An 18834-nucleotide genomic window follows, 5' to 3' on the forward strand; every position below is an offset into this window, starting at 1 on the left:
GAGTGGGAAGACGGGTGCCCGGCAGCCGGCAACCCTCCATTTTTTGTGCGGCGTCACGAACGCACCGACATCCTTGAGAACAGCGGAATATCGGGACTCAAACAATTGCGGTTCCGGTGGGATTTGGACTATTCAGGTCTGTTCGAGAACCCGTCTTTGGTCTCGCAGCAGTAGAACTTGCTCTCCTCGTGCGGCACTCCATGCCGATCTCGCCGTAGAGTCAGTGCTTGAACCAATCAACATACTCGGCGGCGGTGATCAGCAATGTCATTGCCCCGGCTCCCTTTACCATCCCTCCAGAAAGGCATTCACGTGCGCAAATCCCTCGTAGGCAGCTTCGCCACGGTTCTCGCGGCCGGCGCCCTCGCGCTCGGCGCGGCCCTCCCTGCTCAGGCGGCGTCGCCAGGAGAGATGACTGTCTCCACTGCCAAGGTCGCTTCGGGCGGAAGCATCACCGTCAGTGGGACCGGCTGTGTGGCGAATGGTAAGCCTGCGTCAGTCGACGTGGGAGTCTCCGGCGGGCAGTGGGGCGATTACCTCGCGACAGCCACACCCAAGGCCGACGGAACGTGGAGCACTACGGCGAGCCTGAGCAAGTACGATGACGGCCCGCTGGCGATCGTCGCGACGTGCGACGTGTACACGAGCAGTTTCCGCTACGACGCGAAGAGCATCTTCCTCGGCGACTCTTCGAAGTGGTACGACACAAAGTCGGTATTCTCCAAGGCGCAGCTCGACGCGTTCTTCGCCAAGGCGAAGAGCGACGCTGGCCTCGCTCTGAGCACCTCGACGGTGAAGCCCGGCGAATCTCTGACCGTGAGTGTGCCGGATGACGCCGGTTATTTCGGTGGCGAGTCGGTTGAAGTGTGGGCTCACTCGACCCCTGTTCTGCTCGGCACCCTGACGGCGGCAGCCAACGGTTCTGTCTCGGGCACCGTCGCAATCCCCTCGACGCTTCCGGCCGGAAGCCACACTGTTTATCTCATCGGCGTGATGAGCGGCACGAGCACGTCTGTCCCGCTCGCCGTGAGCGGAAGCGTGCCTGGTGCCGCGACTGATCTCGTCGCGGAAGCATCGCCCAACAGTGGGCTGTTCATCGCCGGTATCGCAGCGGGCGTTGCAGGCCTCGGCCTGCTCGCAGCAGCCGGCGTGCAGTTTGCCCGTCGTCGCCGTGAGCAGCCCAGCCTCTAAAGGGCTCGTCGCCGGGGGCGTCGCGCTCGTCCTCGTCTCGGCAGTTCTCTTCGGCCTCGCCGCCCTCACCCAGGGCGGTGAGGCCGAAGCCGCGCCGCCCGTGATGCCGACGACGACCCCAACCCTTCCCCCGACCGAGCCGACCCCGCGTGACGTGCCCGCCGCCGCTCCCACTCGACTGACGATTCCGTCGATCGGCGTCGATGCCCCCGTGAGTTTGTACACCGTCGCACAGGCGGAGGCCGGCAGCGATGGAGTGACGGGGCGAAGCTGCATCGACGGCGGCGTCATCACGTGTATCGATCCACCCGATGGCACCACGGTTTCGTGGCAGAAGGCCGCTGTCGGCGGCATAGCCTTTGGTGCAGAGCCGGGCACCGATTCTGACGGAACGGTCTACCTCTTCGGGCACAGCTCGGCTGCGCCGGGCACCGTTTTTGATTCCCTCTACAAGCTAAAAACCGGCGCCTCGGCGCTCGTCACGACATCCGCGGGAGTGCTCACGTACGACGTCGAGCGCGTCGTGAAGCCGGAGAAGGGCGACTACACGTCGACGCCCGAGGCGATCGACCAGGTTCCGGGCCGTCTTCTACTGATCAGCTGCTACCACGGCCCCGGAGCCAAGACAGTGAACGGTGGCTACTCAACTCAGAACGTCGTGGCAGTGCTGCAGTTGCGAGGCGGGACACCGAACACCGGGCAGTGATGACCAACACCGCAATCGTGGGCCGGCGCGGCCGAAGGCGTAAGGCCCTCGCCAGTGCCGGGTGCGCAGTTCTCGCCTTATTCCTCGCAGTATGCGTCGCGATTCCAGTCGACTACTTTGTCCTCAATTCCCGCATCAACCGTATGGACTTCCCGCTGTCCGACGGGCCGGGCGAGACGTGGGTCATCATCGGATCCGACTCCCGCGACGATCTTCCTGATGGCCGCAACGTCTATGGCACAACCGCTGATACCCCTGGGCAACGAGCCGACGTCATTCTCGTCGTTCACAAGCAGGCCGGAAAGACCAGCGTGCTCTCCCTCCCCCGCGACCTCGTCACCTACAACGCTGACACCCACGGGCTGGAGCGGCTCGCTCTGAGCTGGCACAACGGGCCAGCCGAGTTCGGGAGCAGCCTCTGCGACTCGCTCGGCGTGAACGTGTCACATCTGGTCGTCGTTTCGATGGCGGGTTTCGCATCGATCGTCGACGCCGTCGGAGGGGTTGAGGTAACCACCCAGCATCCCGTCATAGACCTCAAGGCCGGTCTCGCACTTCCCCACGCAGGCCGCCAGCTGCTCGACGGAGAGACAGCCCTCGCGCTCGTTCGATCGCGCCACCCGGTTCAGAAGATCAACGGGACCTGGAGAGAGTCATCCATCAACGCCGGGGCGTCCGACCGGACCGAGTGGGCCGGAAGGATCTTCGCCGCGACGATGCGCAAGGCCAAGTCGCAGATCGTCAATCCACTCGCCACCCAGAGACTCGCGCTGGCAGTCACCGACCACATCACGACGGACCGCGACACCTCGCTGGCAGACCTGATCCGGGCTTGGCCGGATTCCGCGACTGTTGTCGATGTTCCCGCTCAGTCGACCTCTGGCGTGCTTCCGGTGCAGATCAATCAGGAGACCGTGGAGACTCTGGAAACTGCCGGGTTCAAGCGGGGACAGTGCCAGCGAAATCGCTGAGACTCGCGCCCGTCACCCAGTAGCATCCTCGGCAGCTCACGGCAGAACAAGCAGCTGGTGGGTGGCTTCGAGACCACGGCGGGTTCTGACACCGTCCCTGAGCATGCTCCCGAGCACAGACACCCTATCCTGGAACGACGAATCCCCCCGGTTTCCTCGGGGGGATTCGTTTTCGGGCCATTTCCCTGGATTCCCTTCGCGAGAACCCTGTACAACCTTTGGTGGCGAGTGAGGGATTCGAACCCCCGAAGTCGTAGACAGCTGATTTACAGTCAGATCCCTTTGGCCGCTTGGGTAACTCGCCAGGTGCGGCCTCCACCCGGCTTGTGCAGTCGATCGGAGGCGCGATCAACAATGTTACCCGGTCGGCGGCCGTGCCACGTACGTACGTGGCGAGCGCAGTGGTCGGGATTCCACGGGATGCCGCCATGCGGCGTGAAATCACGTCCACTCCGTGGGCGATGTCGCGCCGTCTCGTCGCGGCGCTCCTCGCTGAGCGGGCTGGTCGAGACGCCGACGGTGGCGTCACGTGCCGAGGCGGTCCAGCTCCATCGCCTCGAGGCTCTCGGGCAGCCGTAGCAGTGCGCCCTCGAACCGCACCGTGGCCGCGGCGACCCGCATGGCGCGCTCCAGCGCGTCCTCCCACGCCGCCGCATCCGCGGGACCATCCTGCACGATCGAGGCCACGATCGACGCGAGCACGGCGTCCCCCGCTCCCATCGTGTCCACGACATCGCCCGGCAACGACACCACCGGCATTGTGACCTGAACGCCGTCGGCATCCAGCACCACCCCGGCGGCACCGGCGGTCGCCAGCACGGTCTCCGCACCTGCGGCGACCAGCTGCCCCCGCAGCGTGTCGACGGACGTCGAATACAGCAGCCGCGCGTCGTCCTCCCCCACCTTCACGAGCCGACAGCGCGGCACGAGCGACCGGAAGCCCCGGACGAACTCGGCACGGTCGCGCAGCATCCCGGCGCGCGGATTCGGGTCGATCGCGAGCGGGCCCCCGCCCACCGCGTCGGCGAGGGCCTGCACCTGAGCGGGGTCGTCGAACGGGAAGCAACTGACCACCGTGAGCGGCGCGGCGGTGATCGCGGCGCGCTCGGCGTCGCCGAAGACGATGTGACGTGCACGCGCGGCCTCGTTGAACTCATACACCGGCTCGCCGCCGGTGCGCGTCGACACCGCACGAGAGGAGCCCCGCGGCGACGTGGTCTGCAACAGCTCGACGCCGTAGTCGTGCAGGTACGCGCGGATGTGGTCCCCGGCCTCGTCATCGCCGACCATCGCGATCAGCGTCGCAGGCACGCCGAGCCGCACGAGCCCCACCGCGACGTTCAGCGCCGCACCGCCTACGAGTTCCTTGACGGAGGCGCCGTCGTGCAGCTCGTCGATCAGCGCGTCGCCGATCACGACCACACGGGGCTCGGCATCCAGTTCCATGCCGGTCAGTCTAGAGAGCGCCTCGGACGGGATGTCGCGACGTCGCCGATACGCCGTGAACGCGGGCTGGATAGACTCGGGGTATGGCCGACTCATCCTTCGACATCGTCTCCAAGGTGGATCATCAGGAGGCGGACAACGCCCTGAACCAGGCACGCAAAGAGGTCGAGCAGCGCTACGACTTCAAGGGCACCGGCGCGTCGATCGAGTGGAGCGGCGAGCAGATCCTGATCAAGGCGAGCACCGAGGAGCGTGCGAAGGCCGTCCTGGATGTCTTCCAGTCGAAGCTGATCAAGCGCGGCATCTCGCTGAAGAGCCTGGAGACCGGCGATCCGGTGCCCAGCGGCAAGGAGTGCCGCATCTCCGCGAGCCTGAAGGACGGCATCTCGCAGGAGAACGCGAAGAAGATCAGCAAGCTGATCCGCGACGAAGCGCCGCGCTCGGTGAAGTCGCAGATCCAGGGCGACGAACTGCGCGTGCAGTCCAAGAGCCGCGACGACCTGCAGGAGGTCATCCGCCTACTCAAGGCCGCCGACCTCGACGTGGACCTGCAGTTCATCAACTACCGGTAAGGCGGCTGGATGACCCGGGGACCGCGTCGACCTCTGCAGGGGCCGGCTCACGGATGAGGCGGAGACCGCCGGGCGAGTTCGCCGTGTAGGCCAGAGCTTCCAGCCACGCCCGATTCAGGGCGATCGACCAGGTCCCTTGGTACGTGAACGCGATCGCCGCAGCCGGATTCATCCACACCGTGGTGCGTCCGCCCTCCCGTCTGGGATCGTTCGACCACGTGAACAGGAAGGCCTCCCGCCGCCGGAGCTTGTCGGAGATGACGACCTGCACATGCATCAGCAGGCGATCCTCGATGTCGGCCTTGACGGTTCCTTCGTACGTGAATTGGCCCAAGGTGGAGCCTCCTCGAGACTCCCGCTCTGGTCGGCGTCGAATGCGGTCGAGAAGCGGAGGTGGTTGCTCGTACCGCTGACGTCAGGATTCATATCCCATGGCCACGCTACTGCATGGCCATTCCCCGCGACGTGTCACGCAAGCAGCGCGGATCGCAGGAACCGGTAGAGGAGGTCGGCGTAGTCCTGCGGCATCCAGCCGGCGCGGTCGACGAACGCCGGGTAGAGCTCGGCGGTCGCGAACATGAGGATGTCGCGCGCCTGCTCTGCAGAAAGGCCCGGGCGCAGGTGACCGCCGTCGACGAGATACGCAGCGTTGTGGGTCATCCGCGCGGCGCGTGCGGCCTCGATCCGCTCGAGGAGCCGGGCCGCCGGCGGGTCGGTGACTGCCGCCGTGCGCACGAGCTGGTGCACCGGGGCAGCGAGCGCGGCTACCTCGACGGCCATCCGGCTCCAGTGGCGCAGGATGTCCTCGGGGCTCGCGGCATCCCTCGCCCCCTCGTCGGACCGCGACTCGGCCGGGCGATCTCCCTCCCCCGCGAGCGCAGCATTCCAGATGGCTTCGACAAGGCCTGCGCGACTGCCGAACGCCTTATAGATGGTCGCCGGGGCGACGCCGGCGTCCGCGGCGATCTCGGCGATGGTCGTCGCGTGGTAACCCTCTGCGAGGAACCGCATCCGCGCCGCGTCGATGATGCGGGTGCGCCGGTCCTCGGCGGCCGCCCGACGCCCGCTCGCGTCATATCGTCGCTTGACTTCCCGCGTCGTCACGCGCACCATCGTAATCAATATAGATTCCTGTATCCAATACGGGAGGTCGCGATGGACGATGTCATCGACCGGATCTGCGCGGCGACGAACGCGCACGATCTGGATGCGCTCGTGGACTGCTTCGCCGACGACTACCGCCTCCGGATGCCCGTGCACCCTGGCCGCGATTTCCGCGGCAGTACGCAGGTGCGCACGAACTGGGCGCAGATCTTCGCCGGGGTGCCCGACGTCCGCGCCGAGGTCGTCTCACGAGCAAGCGACGGCCCGATGCGGTGGACCGAATGGCGGATGTGGGGCACCCGCCGCGATGGGGCGTCGCACGACATGCGGGGCGTGGCGATCTTCGAGGTCGCGCACGTCGACGGCCGCGAGCGGGCGCGGGCATGCCGCTTCTACCTCGAGCAGGTCGACGACGGCCGCGACACCGTCGACGAAGACATCCGCCGCCGGGTCGGGCCGTGATCACCGTCGTCGGCGGGACCGGGCGGCTGGGGCGGCTGGTCGCCGCGCAGCTCATGGACCTGGGCAACGAGGTCCGGATCGTCGCGCGTCATGCCGGTGACCTGCCCGCGGGGGCGGAGTTCGTCGCCGCGGACATGCGGGATGCGTCGACCATCGCGCCGGCGCTGCGCGGTTCGGCCACGGTGATCTCCGCGATCAACGGACTCGATCCGGCCGGCGGCCAGTCTCCCGCCGAGGTCGATCGCGATGGGAACCTCCGCCTCATCGCCGCCGCGCGCGACACCGGCGCACACGTCGTGCTCATGTCGATCATCGGCGCCCGCACGGACAGTCCCATCGAGATAGCGCGAATGAAGGCAGTCGCCGAGCAGGCGCTCCGCGACGCGCACGGGCTCGAGTGGACGATCGTCCGCGCGGCGCTATTCGCCGAGCTCTGGCGTGACCTCCTGCGTCAGACCGCGGGACGCTCGGGACGGCCGATCGTGTTCGGTCGCGGCGAGAACCCCATCAACGTCGTCTCGGTCGCGGATGTCGCGCAGGCCGTCGCCCGGGCAGCCGTCGATCCCTCCCTCCGCGGTCGGGTCATCGACGTGGGCGGGCCGCGGAACGTCACGATGAACGAGCTCGCGGCATGGGCGACGGGCTCCGCCAAGCCGCGGCACGTTTCGCGCGGGATGCTACGGGTCGGCGCCGTCGCGGCGACGCCGGTGCGACCCGCGATCGCCCGGCTCATGCGGCAGGCGCTCGCCATGGATACGGCAGACCTGACGTTCGATCCCTCCTTCGCGCACACCGAGTATCCATGGCTCGCCAGCCGCGACATCGTCGGCTCACCCGGCTGACGGCGGAGTGGTGGTGTCGGACGTCGCCGATCTGCCGGCGGCGTGCGACAGCTCATGGCGCTCGCCTGCGCTCACCGTCGGCTCCTCCGGCTCGGGAACGAGGTGCAGTCCCATCGGCGAGTTCGCCGCATAGGCCAGCGCCTCCAGCCAGCGGCGGTTCAGCACAGCCGGCCGCATCGTGGTGTACGTGAATGCGATGGACGCGCCCGGATGCATCCAGACGGCGATCCGTCCGCCGCCGATGTCGGCATCCTCCCGCCACGTGAAGAGGAAGCACTCGTGTCGGCGCAGCTTGCCCGCGATCACCGTCTGCAGATGCAGCAGGATCCGGTCCTCGAACTCCGCCTTGACGCTTCCCTCGTAGGTGAATCTCCCCATGATGGGGCTCCCCAGTACTCCCGCCCGACCGACGCAACCTCAGTCCGGAGGCGGGGGCCCAAGCCCGCACAGCTGGACCCTACTGCGACCGACTCTGGACCCCGCTCCGCTCCCCAGGATCCGCCTCTTCTCGTCGATGCGCAAGACCGTGGCGCACCCACGCCGAGGGTGTATCGGGACGACGCAGGATGAGGCACCCGTCGTCGAATTCACTGAATATCTGTTTTCTGTCCCCCATACGGTGGACAAAACGGCGCTATGCCCGGTAGCGTAGGTGCCACTCGAAGCACTGGGGCGAGCATCACACGGGGTCTTGATATCGACCGACGACTGGGGAATCGGATCCGAGCAGACACCGGTGGTTGTGATGCGCGAGAGCAGAAAGGGAGGGGTGCCGCGAGCAATCGTCTTGGGGATCGAAGACTCGCGGCACCCACAGCGGTTGTCTCACCGAACGGCAGTCCCGTCTGGGGAACGGGCACACCGCCGAGCTGGGGACTCAACGTGCCGTCGACTCGAGCAACCGCTTCAACCGTAGTTGGCCGACGTGGCCGTGTCGAGGCGCATGCCCGGCGCGTCGGACCGTGCCGCCCGCGGCATCCCGCTACTCGCCGCGGGAAACCCGCACCATCACGTCGCGCGGGACGACCTTGATGCGGGCGCGCTCGTGGGGCTCGCCCAGCGCAATCTCGTGCGCATCGAGCCGGTGCCAGCCGTCCAGGTCGGTCCACTGCACGCCGCGCGCGGCCAGCAGCGCCGGGATCGCGGCGTCCTCGGGGTGGGAGGGATGCCACCAGGAGGCCTGGTCGTTGATCAGGTGCCGCACCGTTTCCATCGCGTCGGACTTGGTGTGGCCGATCAGGCCGACCGGCCCGCGCTTGACCCAGCCGGTCGTGTAGACCCCGGCCACCCGGTCGTTCGAGTTCTTCTGCAGAACCTGGCCCTCCCGGTTCGGGAGGATGCCGTGCCGCTTGTCGAACGGGATGCCCGGAAGCGGCGTGCCGAAGTAGCCGATAGCGCGGTACAGGCCCTGGATCGGCACCTCGCGCAGTTCGCCGGTGCCCACCACGCCCCCCTGGCCGTCGGGCCGGGTCCGCTCGTACACGAATCCGCTGATGCGGCCCGCGGCATCCCGTTTCACCTCGACGGGCTTCGCGTAGAAGTGCAGGTGCAGGCGGCGGGATGCCGCTCCCACCCCGTCGCGCTTGCGCCACGACTGCAGGATGCGGTCGATCACCATGACCTGCTTGTTGCTGGCCACCGCCTGCTTCGACGCCTCGTCGTAGTCGAAGTCCTCGTCGTACAGCACCATGTCCACGTCGCGCAGCTCGCCGAGCTCGCGCAGTTCGAGCGGGGTGAACTTCACCTGCGCAGGGCCGCGGCGGCCGAAGATGTGCACGTCGGTGACCTGCGACGCAGCCAGCCCGTCGTGCACGTTCGGCGGGATTTCGGTGGGCACCAGATCCTCGACGTGCTTGGCGAGCATGCGGGCGACATCCAGCGCCACGTTGCCGTTGCCGACGACGGCGACCGACGGCGTGTCCAGGGGCCACTGGCGGGGAACGTCGGGGTGCCCGTCGTACCAGCTGACGTACTCGGCCGCGCCGTACGAGCCGGGCCCGTCGATGCCGGGGATCTCCAGGGGCGCGTCGCGGACGGCGCCGGTGGCGAAGATGGCGGCGTTGTAGTGCTCGCGCAGATCGTCGAGTGTGATGTCGGTGCCGTATTCGACATTGCCGAACAGGCGGATGTCGCCGCGGTCGAGCACGTCGCGCAGGGCCGTGATGATGCCCTTGATGCGCGGGTGGTCGGGTGCCACGCCGTAGCGGACGAGCCCATACGGCGCCGGCAGCTTCTCGAACAGGTCGATCGAGACGTCGAACTTGCGCTCCGCCTTCAGCAGGTTGTCGGCGGCGTAGATGCCGGCTGGGCCGGCGCCGATGATGGCAAGCCTGAGCTTGGTCATATGGTCCTTCGGGTTGGGGAGCGGTCAGCTGCTGCGGTCGGCGACCGCGACCGCGAAGCGGGTGAGCGCCTCGCGCACGTCGCCGGCGGGCAGCGCCTCCAGCGCCGCGATCGCCTCCTGCGACCAGTCGCGGGCGAGCCGCCGGGTCTGCGCGGTGGCGGGATGGTCGCGCAGCGCGGCGAGAGCGTCGTCGAGGACGGCGGGGTCGGCGCCGGCGGCGATCTCATCGACGCCCGCGTCGATGCGCTCGTGGAGGGCGGCGGAGGCGGCATCCTCGCCCCGTCCGAGGAGCAGGTACGGCATCGTCGGCACGCCGGCGCGCAGGTCGGTGCCCGGGACCTTGCCGGTCTCGCCGGGGTCGTCGGACAGGTCGATGACGTCGTCGAGCAGCTGGAATGCGACGCCGGCCTTCTCGCCGAACACCACGAGCGGCTGCTCGTACTCTGTCGGCCCGCCGCTGAACAGGCATCCCGCCTGTGCGGCTGCGGCGATCAGCGACCCGGTCTTGTCGGAGAGGACCTGCAGGTAGAACGCCACCGGGTCGTCGCCGGACTGCGGGCCGATCGTCTCATGCATCTGGCCGAGGACCAGACGCTCGAACGTGTCGGCCTGCAACTGGATGGCCCGTTCGCCGTTGCGGGCCATGATCTGGCTGGCGCGCGAGAACAACAGGTCGCCGGCGAGGATCGCTATGTTGTTCCCCCACACCGAGTGCGCCGACGGGACGCCGCGACGCACGTCCGCGTCATCCATCACGTCGTCGTGGTACAGCGAGCCGAGGTGGGTGAGCTCGAGCGCCATCGCTGCGTCGATCACCGCGTCCGTGACACCGTTGCCCAGCTGACTGGTCAGCAGCACGAGCATCGGGCGGACCCGCTTTCCGCCGGCCTCGTACAGGTAGCGGATCGTCGTGTCCACGAGCGGATCGGTCATCCGCAGCTCGGCCGCGAGGCTCTCTTCGACGCGCGCGAGACCGTCTTCGACGATGCGCGTGAGCTTGCGGGACCTGGCGCCGGCGAAGACCCGTTCGGTGAGGCCGAGGCGGCGCGCCGCGCGCGAGCCCGGCACGGATGGGCTCGGAGTCACATGTTCCAGCCTACCCGGCCGCGCTCACGCCGCCGCACGCGTGACCGAGGGTTGAGTCAGGACGCTGCGGGCCGGGGCTTGGTCGCGCGGTGCAGGGCAACGATGCCGAACGAGAGGTCGCGGTGCGCGACCTGGCTCCAGCCGGCCTCGCGGATCCAGGCGGCCAGCGTCCGCTGGTCGGGCCAGTCCCGGATCGACTCGTTGAGGTAGTCGTACGCGTCGGCGTTCGTACTGACCAGGCGCGCTGCCACCGGCAGCACACGGTTGTTGTAGAACGTGTAGAGGCCCCCGAACAGTCGCGAGCGCGGGTGCGAGAACTCGCAGATGACGAGCCGCCCGCCGGGCTTGGCCACGCGGAGCATCTCGCTCAGCGCCTTCTTCGGATCGTTCACGTTGCGCAGTCCGAACGAGATGGTGACGGCATCGAAAGCGTCATCGGCGAACGGCAGGGCCGTGGCATCCGCCTGCTCGAACGTGAGGTTCGCGACATCCGCGTGCCGGCGACGGCCCTCGGCGATCATGCCCTGCGAGAAGTCGGCGGCCACGACCTCGGCGCCGCGGCGGGCGAGCGAAACCGAGCTGGCGCCGGTGCCGGCGGCGATGTCGAGGATGCGCTGCCCGGGGCGCGGGGCGACCGCGCGGGTGACGGCGACGCGCCACAGGCGGTCGTTGCCCAGGCTCAGCACGGCGTTCGTGCGGTCGTAGCCGGCGGCGACCTGGTCGAACATGCCGCTCACGCGCTGCGGATCCTTGCCGAGGTCGGCGCGGTTGGGCTCGGTGCTCACTTCTCGAGTCTAGGCCGCACGCTCTGTGCGGCGAGGCGGCCGAGCCAGCGCTGGGCGGTCTCGTCGTCGAACGGCGGGGTGGATGCCGTCACCCGGCGCTTCAGGTCCGCGGCGAGTCGCTCGAGCTGGTCGACGACCTCGGCGGGGTAGCCGTACTGTGCGCGGTGCTGCGCCCATTCGTCCTCGTCGTCGATGTAGATGCCGCGCTCGTCGTCGCAGCGGACGACATCCAGGTCCATGTCGATCGCCGTCGGCTCGGCGCCGGTCCAGGACAGCTCCCACGCCACGTCGATGTAGATGCGCACGTGACGCGGATGCGCGTCGCCATAGCACGTCGCGGCCCAGGTCCCGGCCGGCGGGAGCAGCGTGACGTTGGGCGACTCCGCGACGAACTCGCGGCCGGGACGGCGGCTGCGCCATCCCGTGGGCTGGCCGACCCAGTCGCCCCACGCGTCGGCGCCGAGGTACACGCAGTCGTGCGCCCAGTGCGCGCCGCCGTCCCACTTGCGCCAGCGGAAGACGAGCGGCGTGCCCGGGGCGGGCCGCGGAGCGTGGTGCGGATGCGGGGCGTCGTGCGGATGCGGGGCGTCGTGCGGATGCGGGGCGTCGCTCACGGGGCGAGTCTAGGCCTGGCCGGCCCCGCGGAGGGGGTGCCGGGCCGTTGGCATGGGGGTCGCGGCGGCGGCCGCGCCGGGCGCCGTAGGCTGGGATCGTGACCGGTTCCGCTCCCCTGCGTCTGCTCGTGCGCACCAGCGAGATCGATCCGTCGGGCGACCTCGTCCAGCACGCGGATCCGCACCGTCCACTGGTATGGCTGCGCCGTGGCGAGGGCATGGTGGGTGCCGGCGAGGTGGCGCGGCTGGACGTGAACGCGTCGGCGCACGAGCCGCGCGCGCTCGCGCTGTCGCGCGCGTGGGCGCAGTTGTGCGCGGATGCGACGGTGGAGGATGCCGTGGGACTGCCCGGCACCGGGATGATCGGCTTCGGCGCGCTGACGTTCGACGAGCGCTCCGCCGCCTCGAGCTCGATAGTCGTGCCCGCCCGCGTGATCGGCCGCCGCGACGGGCGCGCCTGGCTCACCAGCATCCGGCTCCACGATGGCGACGAGCACCGTCCCGACCCCGTGCCGTTCGGGCCGTTCTGGTCGGCGACGGTCGGTCCGGGGGCGCTGGATGCCGACGGGTACCAGGCCGCGGTGCGCGGGGCGCTCGCGGCGATCCGGGACGGCGAGGTCGGCAAGGTGGTCGTGGCCCGTGACCTCGTGGGAACGGTTCCGGAGGGCGCCGATCTGCGGCGGCTCGTGCACGCGCTCGCCGGCGGCTACCCCGACACCTGGACGTATGCCGTCGACGGCATCGTGGGTGCGAGCCCGGAGACGCTCGTCACCGTGAGCCGCGGCCGCGTCACGGCCCGGGTGCTGGCCGGCACTCGTCCCCGCGGCGCGGACGCCGTCGAGGATGCCGCTGCGGCGAGCGCGCTCGCGGCGAGCGCGAAGGACCTCGACGAGCACGGGTATGCGGTCCACAGCGTGACATCCGCGCTGGGCCCGCACGTGTCGCACCTGACCGCCGACGCGCATCCGTTCACGCTCGAGCTGCCGAACGTGTGGCATCTCGCGACAGATGTCGCCGGGACGCTGACGGACGGCTCCACCTCGCTGGACCTGATCCGCGCGCTGCATCCGACGGCGGCGGTCGCGGGCACGCCGACGGATGCCGCGATCGAGGTGATCCGCCGGCTCGAGCCGTTCGACCGCGGCCGGTACGCGGGTCCCGTCGGCTGGATCGACGCCCATGGCGACGGCGAATGGGCGATAGCGCTGCGCGGCGCGCAGTTCGGCGCGCACGCGGTCGGCGGCCTGATCCCGGTGACAGCGCATGCGGGCGCCGGCATCGTCGCCGGCAGCGACCCGGAGTCGGAGCTGCTGGAGACCCGCGTCAAATTCCGCCCCATCGTCGACGCGCTGGCCTGACGCGCCGCGGGCCGTCCGGAGCGCTGCGGCCCGCCGTCCGGAGCGCTGCGGGCCCGCCGGCCGCGGCATCCCGCCCGCCAGCGGCATCCCGCCTCCGCCGCGTCTCTGTCCGCGAGAGTACAACTGACGGCCGAGGGTGCGGGAAAAACCCATACCCTCGTCCACCAGCTGCACTTTCGCGGGAAGAGGTTCGCACAAGGTTCGTTGTGCAATGAGTCTTGCGGGGTTAGAATCCGGGTATGGACGAGACGCGCGGGATCCACGTCGCCGATCCCTCCGCGCTGCGGGCGCTGGCCAATCCGCTGCGGCTGCAGATCCTCGGATCGCTGCGCACCGAAGGCGCCCAGTCCGTCGGAGCGCTCGGCGGCAGACTCGGCGCCGCACCGGGCTCGATCAGCTACCACCTGGGCACGCTCGCGCGGCACGGCTTCGTCGAGGAGGCGCCGGAGTTGGCCCGCGACGGCCGAGAGCGGTGGTGGCGCGCGACGGCCGACACCACGACGTTCACCCCGGCCGAACTGCAGCACGACCCTGCGCAGCGCGACGCCGCGCACGCGATGCGGCAGACGTTCGTCCAGCTGTACGCCGCCGATCAGCTCGCGTACCTCGAGACCGAGTCGACCCTGGATGACGACTGGATCGCGGCCGCGACGATGGGCGACGACATGCCGTGGCTGACCGCGTCGGAACTGCGCGAGCTCAGCGACGAACTCGTGGCGCTCGCGGCTCGCTGGCACGCCCGCAGCGACCGCGACCGGCCGGATGCCGCGCCCGTGCGCGTCATCTACTCCGCGTTCCGACGGCCATGACCACCCCGAGTACCGCCATCCGCCGCCGCGTTCCGCTCTCGGCGCTGCTCGCCGCCGACGGCGTCTCCCGCGCCGGCAATGCGATCACGACGGTGGCGGTGCCGCTGATTGCACTGCAGCTGGCCGGCACGCCGCTCGCGACGGCAGCCGCGGGGATCGCCGCCACGCTTCCGCTGGTGATCGGCGGGGTGCTGGGCGGCGCGGCCGTCGACCTGCTGGGTTTCCGCCGGGCCAGCATCATCGCGGATGCCGCCAGCGGCATTACGGTTCTCGCGATCCCGGTCCTCGCGGCCGTCGGAGCCCTGCCGCTCTGGGCCCTCCTCGCGCTCGTGTTCGCGTCGAACCTGCTGGACGCCCCCGGCTCGGCCGCCCGGATGAGCCAGATCCCCGAGCTGGCCGAGCTCGCCGGCATCCCCCTCCCCCGTGCTGCGGCGGCGCAGGCCACGGTGTCGCGCACGGCGACGATGCTCGGGGCGGCCGCCGCCGGCCTCCTCGTCGCGCTGGCCGGCCCCGCGCCGGCGATGCTCGTCAACGCGGCGGCCTTCGCCGTCGCGATAGCGCTCACCGTCGCGTTCGTGCCGGTGATGCGGCTGACCGAGGGCCAGTGGCACGACGACGAGCCTCGGGATGCCGCGGGCTGGCGGGGGCTGACCGCCGGCATCCGGTTCGTGCTGCGCACCCCGCTGGTGCGCGCAGTCGTGGCGATGGTGGTGATCACGAACGCCATCGACACCGCCGGGCTCACGGTGCTCAAGCCGCTGTATGCGACCGAGCTCGGTCACGGCGGCGCGGAGCTCGGCGTGATGATCGCGTGCTTCGCGGGGGGCGCGCTCGCGGGCGCGGCGCTGTACGGCATCATCGGCGACCGGGTCCCGCGGCACGCGCTGTACGTGATCCTGTTCCTGCTCGCCGGCGTGCCGCCGTATCTGACGCTGGCGCTCGCACCGCCCTTCCCCGTCGTCGCGGTGGTGCTGGCGCTGGCCGGCGTCGCGGCGGGGCCGTTGAACCCGCTGATCGACTCGGCGCTGTACCGGCTGATCCCCGCCGGGGTCCGCGCCCGAGTGCTCGGCGGGATCACGGCGGGCGTGACCGCCGCGATGCCGCTCGGGAGCCTCGTCGCCGGCCTCGGGGTCGACGCGTTCGGCCTCACGGCGACGCTCATCGCCGCCGCCGCGCTCTACCTCGTGACGATCCTGGCGACCGGGTTCGGCCGCCGCTGGCGCGGGTTCTGACGCACGAGCGCCGCCCGACGCCCCCGCGTCGGCGCCCGCTCGACCCGGTGCCTTCATCGGCGAAAGTGCTTCTGACGGACGAGGATGCGGTAACTTACCGCTCCTTCGTCCGTCAGATGCACTCTCGCGGTCCTGGGGCCTTGCGCGCGGGGCGCGCAGGGCGCGTCAGGTCGCGAGGAGGCGGGCGCGCTCGGCGGGGACGTCGAACGTCGCGGCGGGCCACTGCGGGTCGATGTCGGCCAGCGCGCCCAGCAGCAGCGCCTGTACGGCCAGCCGCGCGTACCACTTGCGGTTCGCGGGCACGACGTACCAGGGCGCGGCATCCGTCGAGGTCCGCTCGAACACGGTCTGGTACGCGTCCATGTACGCGGACCACCGCATCCGCTCGTCGATGTCGCCAGGATTGAACTTCCAGTGCTTGTCGGGCCGGTCCAGCCGCTCCACGAGCCGGTCGCGCTGCTCCTGCGCGGAGATGTGCAGCATCACCTTGACGAGCCGGATGCCGCGGCCGACCAGCTCCGACTCGAACGCGTTGATCGCCCCGTACCGGCGCTCGATCTCGTCCGGCGGCGCGAGCTCCCGCACGCGGCCGATCAGAACGTCTTCGTAATGCGAGCGATCGAAAACGCCGATCACGCCGGGATCCGGAACGCGCGCGCGGATCCGCCACAGGAAGTCATGTGCGAGCTCCTTGTCGGTCGGCTTCTTGAACGCCGCGAGGTCGACCCCCTGCGGGTCCACCGACCCCACGACGTGCCGGATGATCCCGCCCTTGCCCGCGGTGTCCATCGCCTGCAAGACCAGCAGCACCGCGGCATCCGTCGCCTGCGCGCGACTGGCCGCGTACAGGCGCTCCTGCAGGTCGCTCAACTCGTCCGCGCCGGCCACGAGGTTGTCGATGGAATCCTTCTTGCGGCGCCGGTACCCGGGGGTCTCCTCCGCGTCGACGCGGTCCAGACGGAACCCGGGACCGACCCGCAGCAGCGTCGCGACGTCCCCGGTCCAGTGCTTCTGACGCTTCGAGGCCATGCGTCCATCCTGGTGGCAGGGCCCTCAGCGGTCCAGGGGCACCTCGATGATCCGCCGGGGTGCGCCGCCCGCGGTGAGGGCCTGATCCAGGGCGGCGCGGGTGCTGACGCGCTGATGCTCCCACCCGTACGCGTCGGCGAGCTCGCCGATCCGCACCGCGTGCGGCGTGTACAGCACTCGCCGCATCGCCGTCTCGTCGGCGATGGATGCCACTTCCAGCCCATCGAAGATGGTGCCGCCGCCGTCGTTGCCGACGATGATCTGCATGCGCGGGGTGGGCTCGTCGTCCGGCAGCAGCAGCGCGCCGACGTCGTGCAGCAGCGCGAGGTCGCCCAGCAGCACCCGGGTCACCCCGGCGGTGCCCCCGGCCTGGCTGGCGACGGCGATGCCGGTCGCGGTGGCGACAGTGCCGTCGATGCCGGCCAGTCCGCGGTTCGCGTGCACCGGCACCTTCTTGCCGTGCACGATGGCATCGGCGACCCGCACCAGGCGCGACGATCCGAACACCAGCCGGTCGTGCGGCCACGTCGCGCGCCACACGGCATCCACGAGCACCTCGCGCGTGACGGGGGCGCGCAGCGCGCGCACCTCAGCGGCGAGGGCGCCCAGGTGCTCGCGCGGGACGGCGGAGGCAAGCCCGGCCGCGTCCGGTGCCGGCGGGGCGACGTCCACGGCGTGCGGCTGGGACGCGCGCATCCATGCCGCGAGCCACTCGTGGTCGGGGGCGTCGCCGTCGACGGCGACGGATGCCACGGGCGCGGTGGCGCCGTTCAGGTTCAGCCGCTCCCCCGGTCCGTCCACGGCGATGATCTGCAGGTCGCGGCGCGACAGCAGCGCGACGACCTCGCGGGACAGGGTGGGATGTCCGAACACGACCGCGCGCTGGACGCGCCCGCCGAGGTCCGCGTCGCGCAGCAGGGCGCGGTAGCCGTGCACGAGCCGGCGGCCGAAGCGGGCGCCGCTGACGACCTCGGCCACGAGCGGCCAGCCGCCGTCGTGCGCGAGCTGCTCGGCGTCCGGGCCCGCATCCGCGCCGGCGACGACGATGGTGCGCGGGCCGCGGGGCAGGACGGCGTGCGGCGCTCCCCTCCCGATCGCGGCACCCATCGTCCCGGTCGCACCGCTCCTGGTCTCGTCGCGCTCGCCCAGCGACCGGCGGTCGCGGGGTCCGTGCAGGCGTGCCGTCTCGCTCACAGAACGGCCGTCGTCGTCGCGGGCAGCGGCCGCGCTCCGAGCCCTGTCGAGGTCGTCGGCCACGGCCGCCTCGCGCAGGGACCGGGGATCGAGCGGGCCGGACAGGGGCTCGCGGTACGGCAGGTTCAGGTGCACCGGGCCGCACGGTCCGGCGGCGCCGAGCGCGGCATCCATCGCCGCGTCCGCCACCGTCCGCACCGCGGCCGACGCAGCGCCGGTGCCGTCGGGATCGAGCGCATCCGGGACGGGGAGGTCGCACTGCCAGCGCACATGGTCCCCGAACATCCCGGGCTGGCGGGTGGCCTGATTCGCACCGACACCCCGGAGCTCGGGCGGGCGGTCGGCGGTCAGCAGCAGCAGCGGCACGCCGGCGTGGTCGGCCTCCAGAGCCGCGGGCAGGAGGTTCGCAGTGGCGGTGCCGGACGTGCAGACCACGGCGGCGGGCATCCGCGTCTCGCGCCCGATGCCGAGGGCGGTGAACCCGGCGACGCGTTCGTCGATGCGCACGTGCAGCGCGACAAGACCCTGCCGCTCCAGCTCGGCGGCCACGAGGGCGAGCGCCTGCGAGCGCGATCCGGGACTCACGACGATGTGGCGAACGCCGCGGGCGACGAACCGGGCGAGGAGGGCGGCCGCGGCATCCGTGGCGGCCGACCCCGGGAGCGCGTTCGTGTGCGCGGGATGGCCGTCGCCAGAGGTGTCCTCAGTGGCCACGACGCGGGCCGGAGGGCGGATCGTCGTCGTCGTCGAGCTTGGCCAGCTCCTGCTCCAGCTGCCGGATCCGCTCGTCCTGATCGGCGCGCGAACGGTGATCGGGGCGCGACGACCGGTGCGGCGTGCCGATCCGGCGCAGGAACTCGGGGTCGTCGTCGGGGGCCACGACGCGGTCAGCGCGCCCGCTGATGCGCCCGACGGTGAACCAGAGGATGCCGCCGAGGACCGGGAACACGATGACGATGGCGACCCACATGCCCTTGCTCACGCCACGGTGCCGGCCGAGTGGCTGCACCGCGCAGTCCACCACACTGAAGACCCAGAAGACCACCGCCACCAGGGCGAGGATCAGGAGCAGCCGAGCCATGCTCTCAT

Annotated in this window: 20 protein-coding genes and 1 tRNA gene; 9 read left to right on the forward strand and 12 right to left on the reverse strand. The window is 70.4% G+C overall.

What is annotated here, in order from left to right; translation table 11 throughout:
* The first annotated feature begins 312 nt into the window (after positions 1 to 312).
* The 3 genes from GH740_RS00635 to GH740_RS00645 are packed head-to-tail and all read left to right on the forward strand — an operon-like array spanning position 313 to position 2868.
* A complete protein-coding gene (locus tag GH740_RS00635) occupies positions 313 to 1191 on the forward strand; it encodes a hypothetical protein (protein WP_153744201.1) in 879 nt (292 codons plus the stop codon).
* Entirely contained in the window at positions 1172 to 1897 is a 726-nt protein-coding gene (locus tag GH740_RS00640; RefSeq protein ID WP_153744202.1) for a class F sortase, read from the forward strand. Before GH740_RS00635 ends, GH740_RS00640 begins: the two co-directional genes overlap by 20 nt.
* The gene (locus tag GH740_RS00645; RefSeq protein ID WP_153744203.1) at positions 1897 to 2868 is read left to right on the forward strand and encodes an LCP family protein; all 972 of its coding nucleotides are present in this window, start codon (positions 1897 to 1899) and stop codon (positions 2866 to 2868) included. Before GH740_RS00640 ends, GH740_RS00645 begins: the two co-directional genes overlap by 1 nt.
* 219 nt (positions 2869 to 3087) lie before the next feature.
* Here the strand turns inward: GH740_RS00645 and GH740_RS00650 are convergent.
* Both GH740_RS00650 and GH740_RS00655 read right to left on the reverse strand, forming a co-directional pair.
* Positions 3088 to 3172: transfer RNA gene (locus GH740_RS00650), tRNA-Tyr, on the reverse strand.
* Positions 3173 to 3393: 221 nt separating this feature from the next.
* The gene (locus tag GH740_RS00655; protein ID WP_253941148.1) at positions 3394 to 4410 is read right to left on the reverse strand and encodes a carbohydrate kinase family protein; all 1017 of its coding nucleotides are present in this window, start codon (positions 4408 to 4410) and stop codon (positions 3394 to 3396) included.
* Here GH740_RS00655 and GH740_RS00660 point away from each other — a divergent pair.
* On the forward strand, positions 4398 to 4886 hold the full coding sequence (locus GH740_RS00660) for a YajQ family cyclic di-GMP-binding protein (protein ID WP_153744204.1): 489 nt from the start codon (positions 4398 to 4400) through the stop codon (positions 4884 to 4886). The two genes, GH740_RS00655 and GH740_RS00660, sit on opposite strands and share 13 nt — an antisense overlap.
* Here GH740_RS00660 and GH740_RS00665 read toward each other — a convergent pair.
* Both GH740_RS00665 and GH740_RS00670 read right to left on the reverse strand, forming a co-directional pair.
* Entirely contained in the window at positions 4873 to 5220 is a 348-nt protein-coding gene (locus tag GH740_RS00665; protein ID WP_153744205.1) for an ATP-dependent DNA ligase, read from the reverse strand. The genes GH740_RS00660 and GH740_RS00665 overlap by 14 nt on opposite strands.
* A gap of 134 nt (positions 5221 to 5354) precedes the next feature.
* On the reverse strand, positions 5355 to 5990 hold the full coding sequence (locus GH740_RS00670; RefSeq protein WP_172978233.1) for a TetR/AcrR family transcriptional regulator: 636 nt from the start codon (positions 5988 to 5990) through the stop codon (positions 5355 to 5357).
* Positions 5991 to 6041: 51 nt separating this feature from the next.
* Between GH740_RS00670 and GH740_RS00675 the strand changes: the two genes are divergently transcribed.
* Together GH740_RS00675 and GH740_RS00680 are read left to right on the forward strand one after the other, a co-directional pair.
* A complete protein-coding gene (locus GH740_RS00675; RefSeq protein WP_153744207.1) occupies positions 6042 to 6452 on the forward strand; it encodes a nuclear transport factor 2 family protein in 411 nt (136 codons plus the stop codon).
* Positions 6449 to 7294 carry an NAD(P)H-binding protein gene (locus GH740_RS00680; RefSeq protein ID WP_172978234.1) on the forward strand — a complete coding sequence of 282 codons (846 nt, stop codon included), beginning with the start codon at positions 6449 to 6451 and terminating at the stop codon, positions 7292 to 7294. The genes GH740_RS00675 and GH740_RS00680 overlap by 4 nt, the downstream gene beginning before the upstream one ends.
* Here the strand turns inward: GH740_RS00680 and GH740_RS00685 are convergent.
* The 5 genes from GH740_RS00685 to GH740_RS00705 all read right to left on the reverse strand — a co-directional run bounded on the left by GH740_RS00685 (position 7283) and on the right by GH740_RS00705 (position 12123).
* On the reverse strand, positions 7283 to 7672 hold the full coding sequence (locus GH740_RS00685) for an ATP-dependent DNA ligase (RefSeq protein WP_253941149.1): 390 nt from the start codon (positions 7670 to 7672) through the stop codon (positions 7283 to 7285). The genes GH740_RS00680 and GH740_RS00685 overlap by 12 nt on opposite strands.
* Positions 7673 to 8276: 604 nt before the next feature.
* The gene (locus GH740_RS00690) at positions 8277 to 9638 is read right to left on the reverse strand and encodes an FAD-dependent oxidoreductase (protein WP_153744209.1); all 1362 of its coding nucleotides are present in this window, start codon (positions 9636 to 9638) and stop codon (positions 8277 to 8279) included.
* Between the two features lie 24 nt (positions 9639 to 9662).
* Positions 9663 to 10724, reverse strand: a complete 1062-nt coding sequence (locus tag GH740_RS00695; RefSeq protein ID WP_367640129.1) for a polyprenyl synthetase family protein — start codon at positions 10722 to 10724, stop codon at positions 9663 to 9665.
* Between the two features lie 56 nt (positions 10725 to 10780).
* Complete coding sequence (locus GH740_RS00700) at positions 10781 to 11509, reverse strand: demethylmenaquinone methyltransferase (protein ID WP_367640131.1); 729 nt, start codon at positions 11507 to 11509, stop codon at positions 10781 to 10783.
* Complete coding sequence (locus GH740_RS00705) at positions 11506 to 12123, reverse strand: DUF402 domain-containing protein (RefSeq protein ID WP_367640133.1); 618 nt, start codon at positions 12121 to 12123, stop codon at positions 11506 to 11508. The genes GH740_RS00700 and GH740_RS00705 overlap by 4 nt, the downstream gene beginning before the upstream one ends.
* A 98-nt stretch (positions 12124 to 12221) precedes the next feature.
* On the opposite strand from GH740_RS00705, the gene GH740_RS00710 reads away from it, so the two are divergent.
* The 3 genes from GH740_RS00710 to GH740_RS00720 all read left to right on the forward strand — a co-directional run bounded on the left by GH740_RS00710 (position 12222) and on the right by GH740_RS00720 (position 15522).
* A complete protein-coding gene (locus GH740_RS00710; protein ID WP_367640135.1) occupies positions 12222 to 13481 on the forward strand; it encodes an isochorismate synthase MenF in 1260 nt (419 codons plus the stop codon).
* Between the two features lie 239 nt (positions 13482 to 13720).
* Positions 13721 to 14290 carry a transcriptional regulator gene (locus tag GH740_RS00715; protein WP_153744211.1) on the forward strand — a complete coding sequence of 190 codons (570 nt, stop codon included), beginning with the start codon at positions 13721 to 13723 and terminating at the stop codon, positions 14288 to 14290.
* The gene (locus GH740_RS00720) at positions 14287 to 15522 is read left to right on the forward strand and encodes an MFS transporter (protein WP_153744212.1); all 1236 of its coding nucleotides are present in this window, start codon (positions 14287 to 14289) and stop codon (positions 15520 to 15522) included. Before GH740_RS00715 ends, GH740_RS00720 begins: the two co-directional genes overlap by 4 nt.
* Positions 15523 to 15687: 165 nt before the next feature.
* On the opposite strand, the gene GH740_RS00725 is transcribed toward GH740_RS00720, so the two are convergent.
* From GH740_RS00725 to GH740_RS13960, 3 genes are read right to left on the reverse strand one after another with little or no spacing between them, the layout of a single operon-like run.
* Positions 15688 to 16551: a PPK2 family polyphosphate kinase gene (locus GH740_RS00725; RefSeq protein ID WP_153744213.1), complete on the reverse strand. Its 864-nt coding sequence runs from the start codon at positions 16549 to 16551 to the stop codon at positions 15688 to 15690.
* A gap of 24 nt (positions 16552 to 16575) precedes the next feature.
* The gene (gene menD, locus GH740_RS00730; RefSeq protein WP_367640138.1) at positions 16576 to 18459 is read right to left on the reverse strand and encodes a 2-succinyl-5-enolpyruvyl-6-hydroxy-3-cyclohexene-1-carboxylic-acid synthase; all 1884 of its coding nucleotides are present in this window, start codon (positions 18457 to 18459) and stop codon (positions 16576 to 16578) included.
* Positions 18449 to 18826 carry a PLD nuclease N-terminal domain-containing protein gene (locus tag GH740_RS13960; RefSeq protein ID WP_153744215.1) on the reverse strand — a complete coding sequence of 126 codons (378 nt, stop codon included), beginning with the start codon at positions 18824 to 18826 and terminating at the stop codon, positions 18449 to 18451. Before GH740_RS13960 ends, menD begins: the two co-directional genes overlap by 11 nt.
* Positions 18827 to 18834: the final 8 nt, after the last annotated feature.

The organism is Microbacterium sp. SYP-A9085 (genome assembly GCF_009649635.1).
GTDB lineage: Bacteria > Actinomycetota > Actinomycetes > Actinomycetales > Microbacteriaceae > Microbacterium.

What these genes read in the sequence shown, in the direction of transcription:
- GH740_RS00645 (WP_153744203.1), top strand. Translation starts at nt 1,897, where the DNA reads ATGACCAACACCGCAATCGTGGGCCGGCGCGGCCGAAGGCGTAAGGCC.
- GH740_RS00660 (WP_153744204.1), top strand. Translation starts at nt 4,398, where the DNA reads ATGGCCGACTCATCCTTCGACATCGTCTCCAAGGTGGATCATCAGGAG.
- GH740_RS00655 (WP_253941148.1), bottom strand. Translation starts at nt 4,410, where the DNA reads ATGAGTCGGCCATACCCCGAGTCTATCCAGCCCGCGTTCACGGCGTAT.
- GH740_RS00675 (WP_153744207.1), top strand. Translation starts at nt 6,042, where the DNA reads ATGGACGATGTCATCGACCGGATCTGCGCGGCGACGAACGCGCACGAT.
- GH740_RS00685 (WP_253941149.1), bottom strand. Translation starts at nt 7,672, where the DNA reads ATGGGGAGATTCACCTACGAGGGAAGCGTCAAGGCGGAGTTCGAGGAC.
- GH740_RS00690 (WP_153744209.1), bottom strand. Translation starts at nt 9,638, where the DNA reads ATGACCAAGCTCAGGCTTGCCATCATCGGCGCCGGCCCAGCCGGCATC.
- GH740_RS00715 (WP_153744211.1), top strand. Translation starts at nt 13,721, where the DNA reads ATGGACGAGACGCGCGGGATCCACGTCGCCGATCCCTCCGCGCTGCGG.
- GH740_RS00720 (WP_153744212.1), top strand. Translation starts at nt 14,287, where the DNA reads ATGACCACCCCGAGTACCGCCATCCGCCGCCGCGTTCCGCTCTCGGCG.
- GH740_RS00725 (WP_153744213.1), bottom strand. Translation starts at nt 16,551, where the DNA reads ATGGCCTCGAAGCGTCAGAAGCACTGGACCGGGGACGTCGCGACGCTG.
- GH740_RS13960 (WP_153744215.1), bottom strand. Translation starts at nt 18,826, where the DNA reads ATGGCTCGGCTGCTCCTGATCCTCGCCCTGGTGGCGGTGGTCTTCTGG.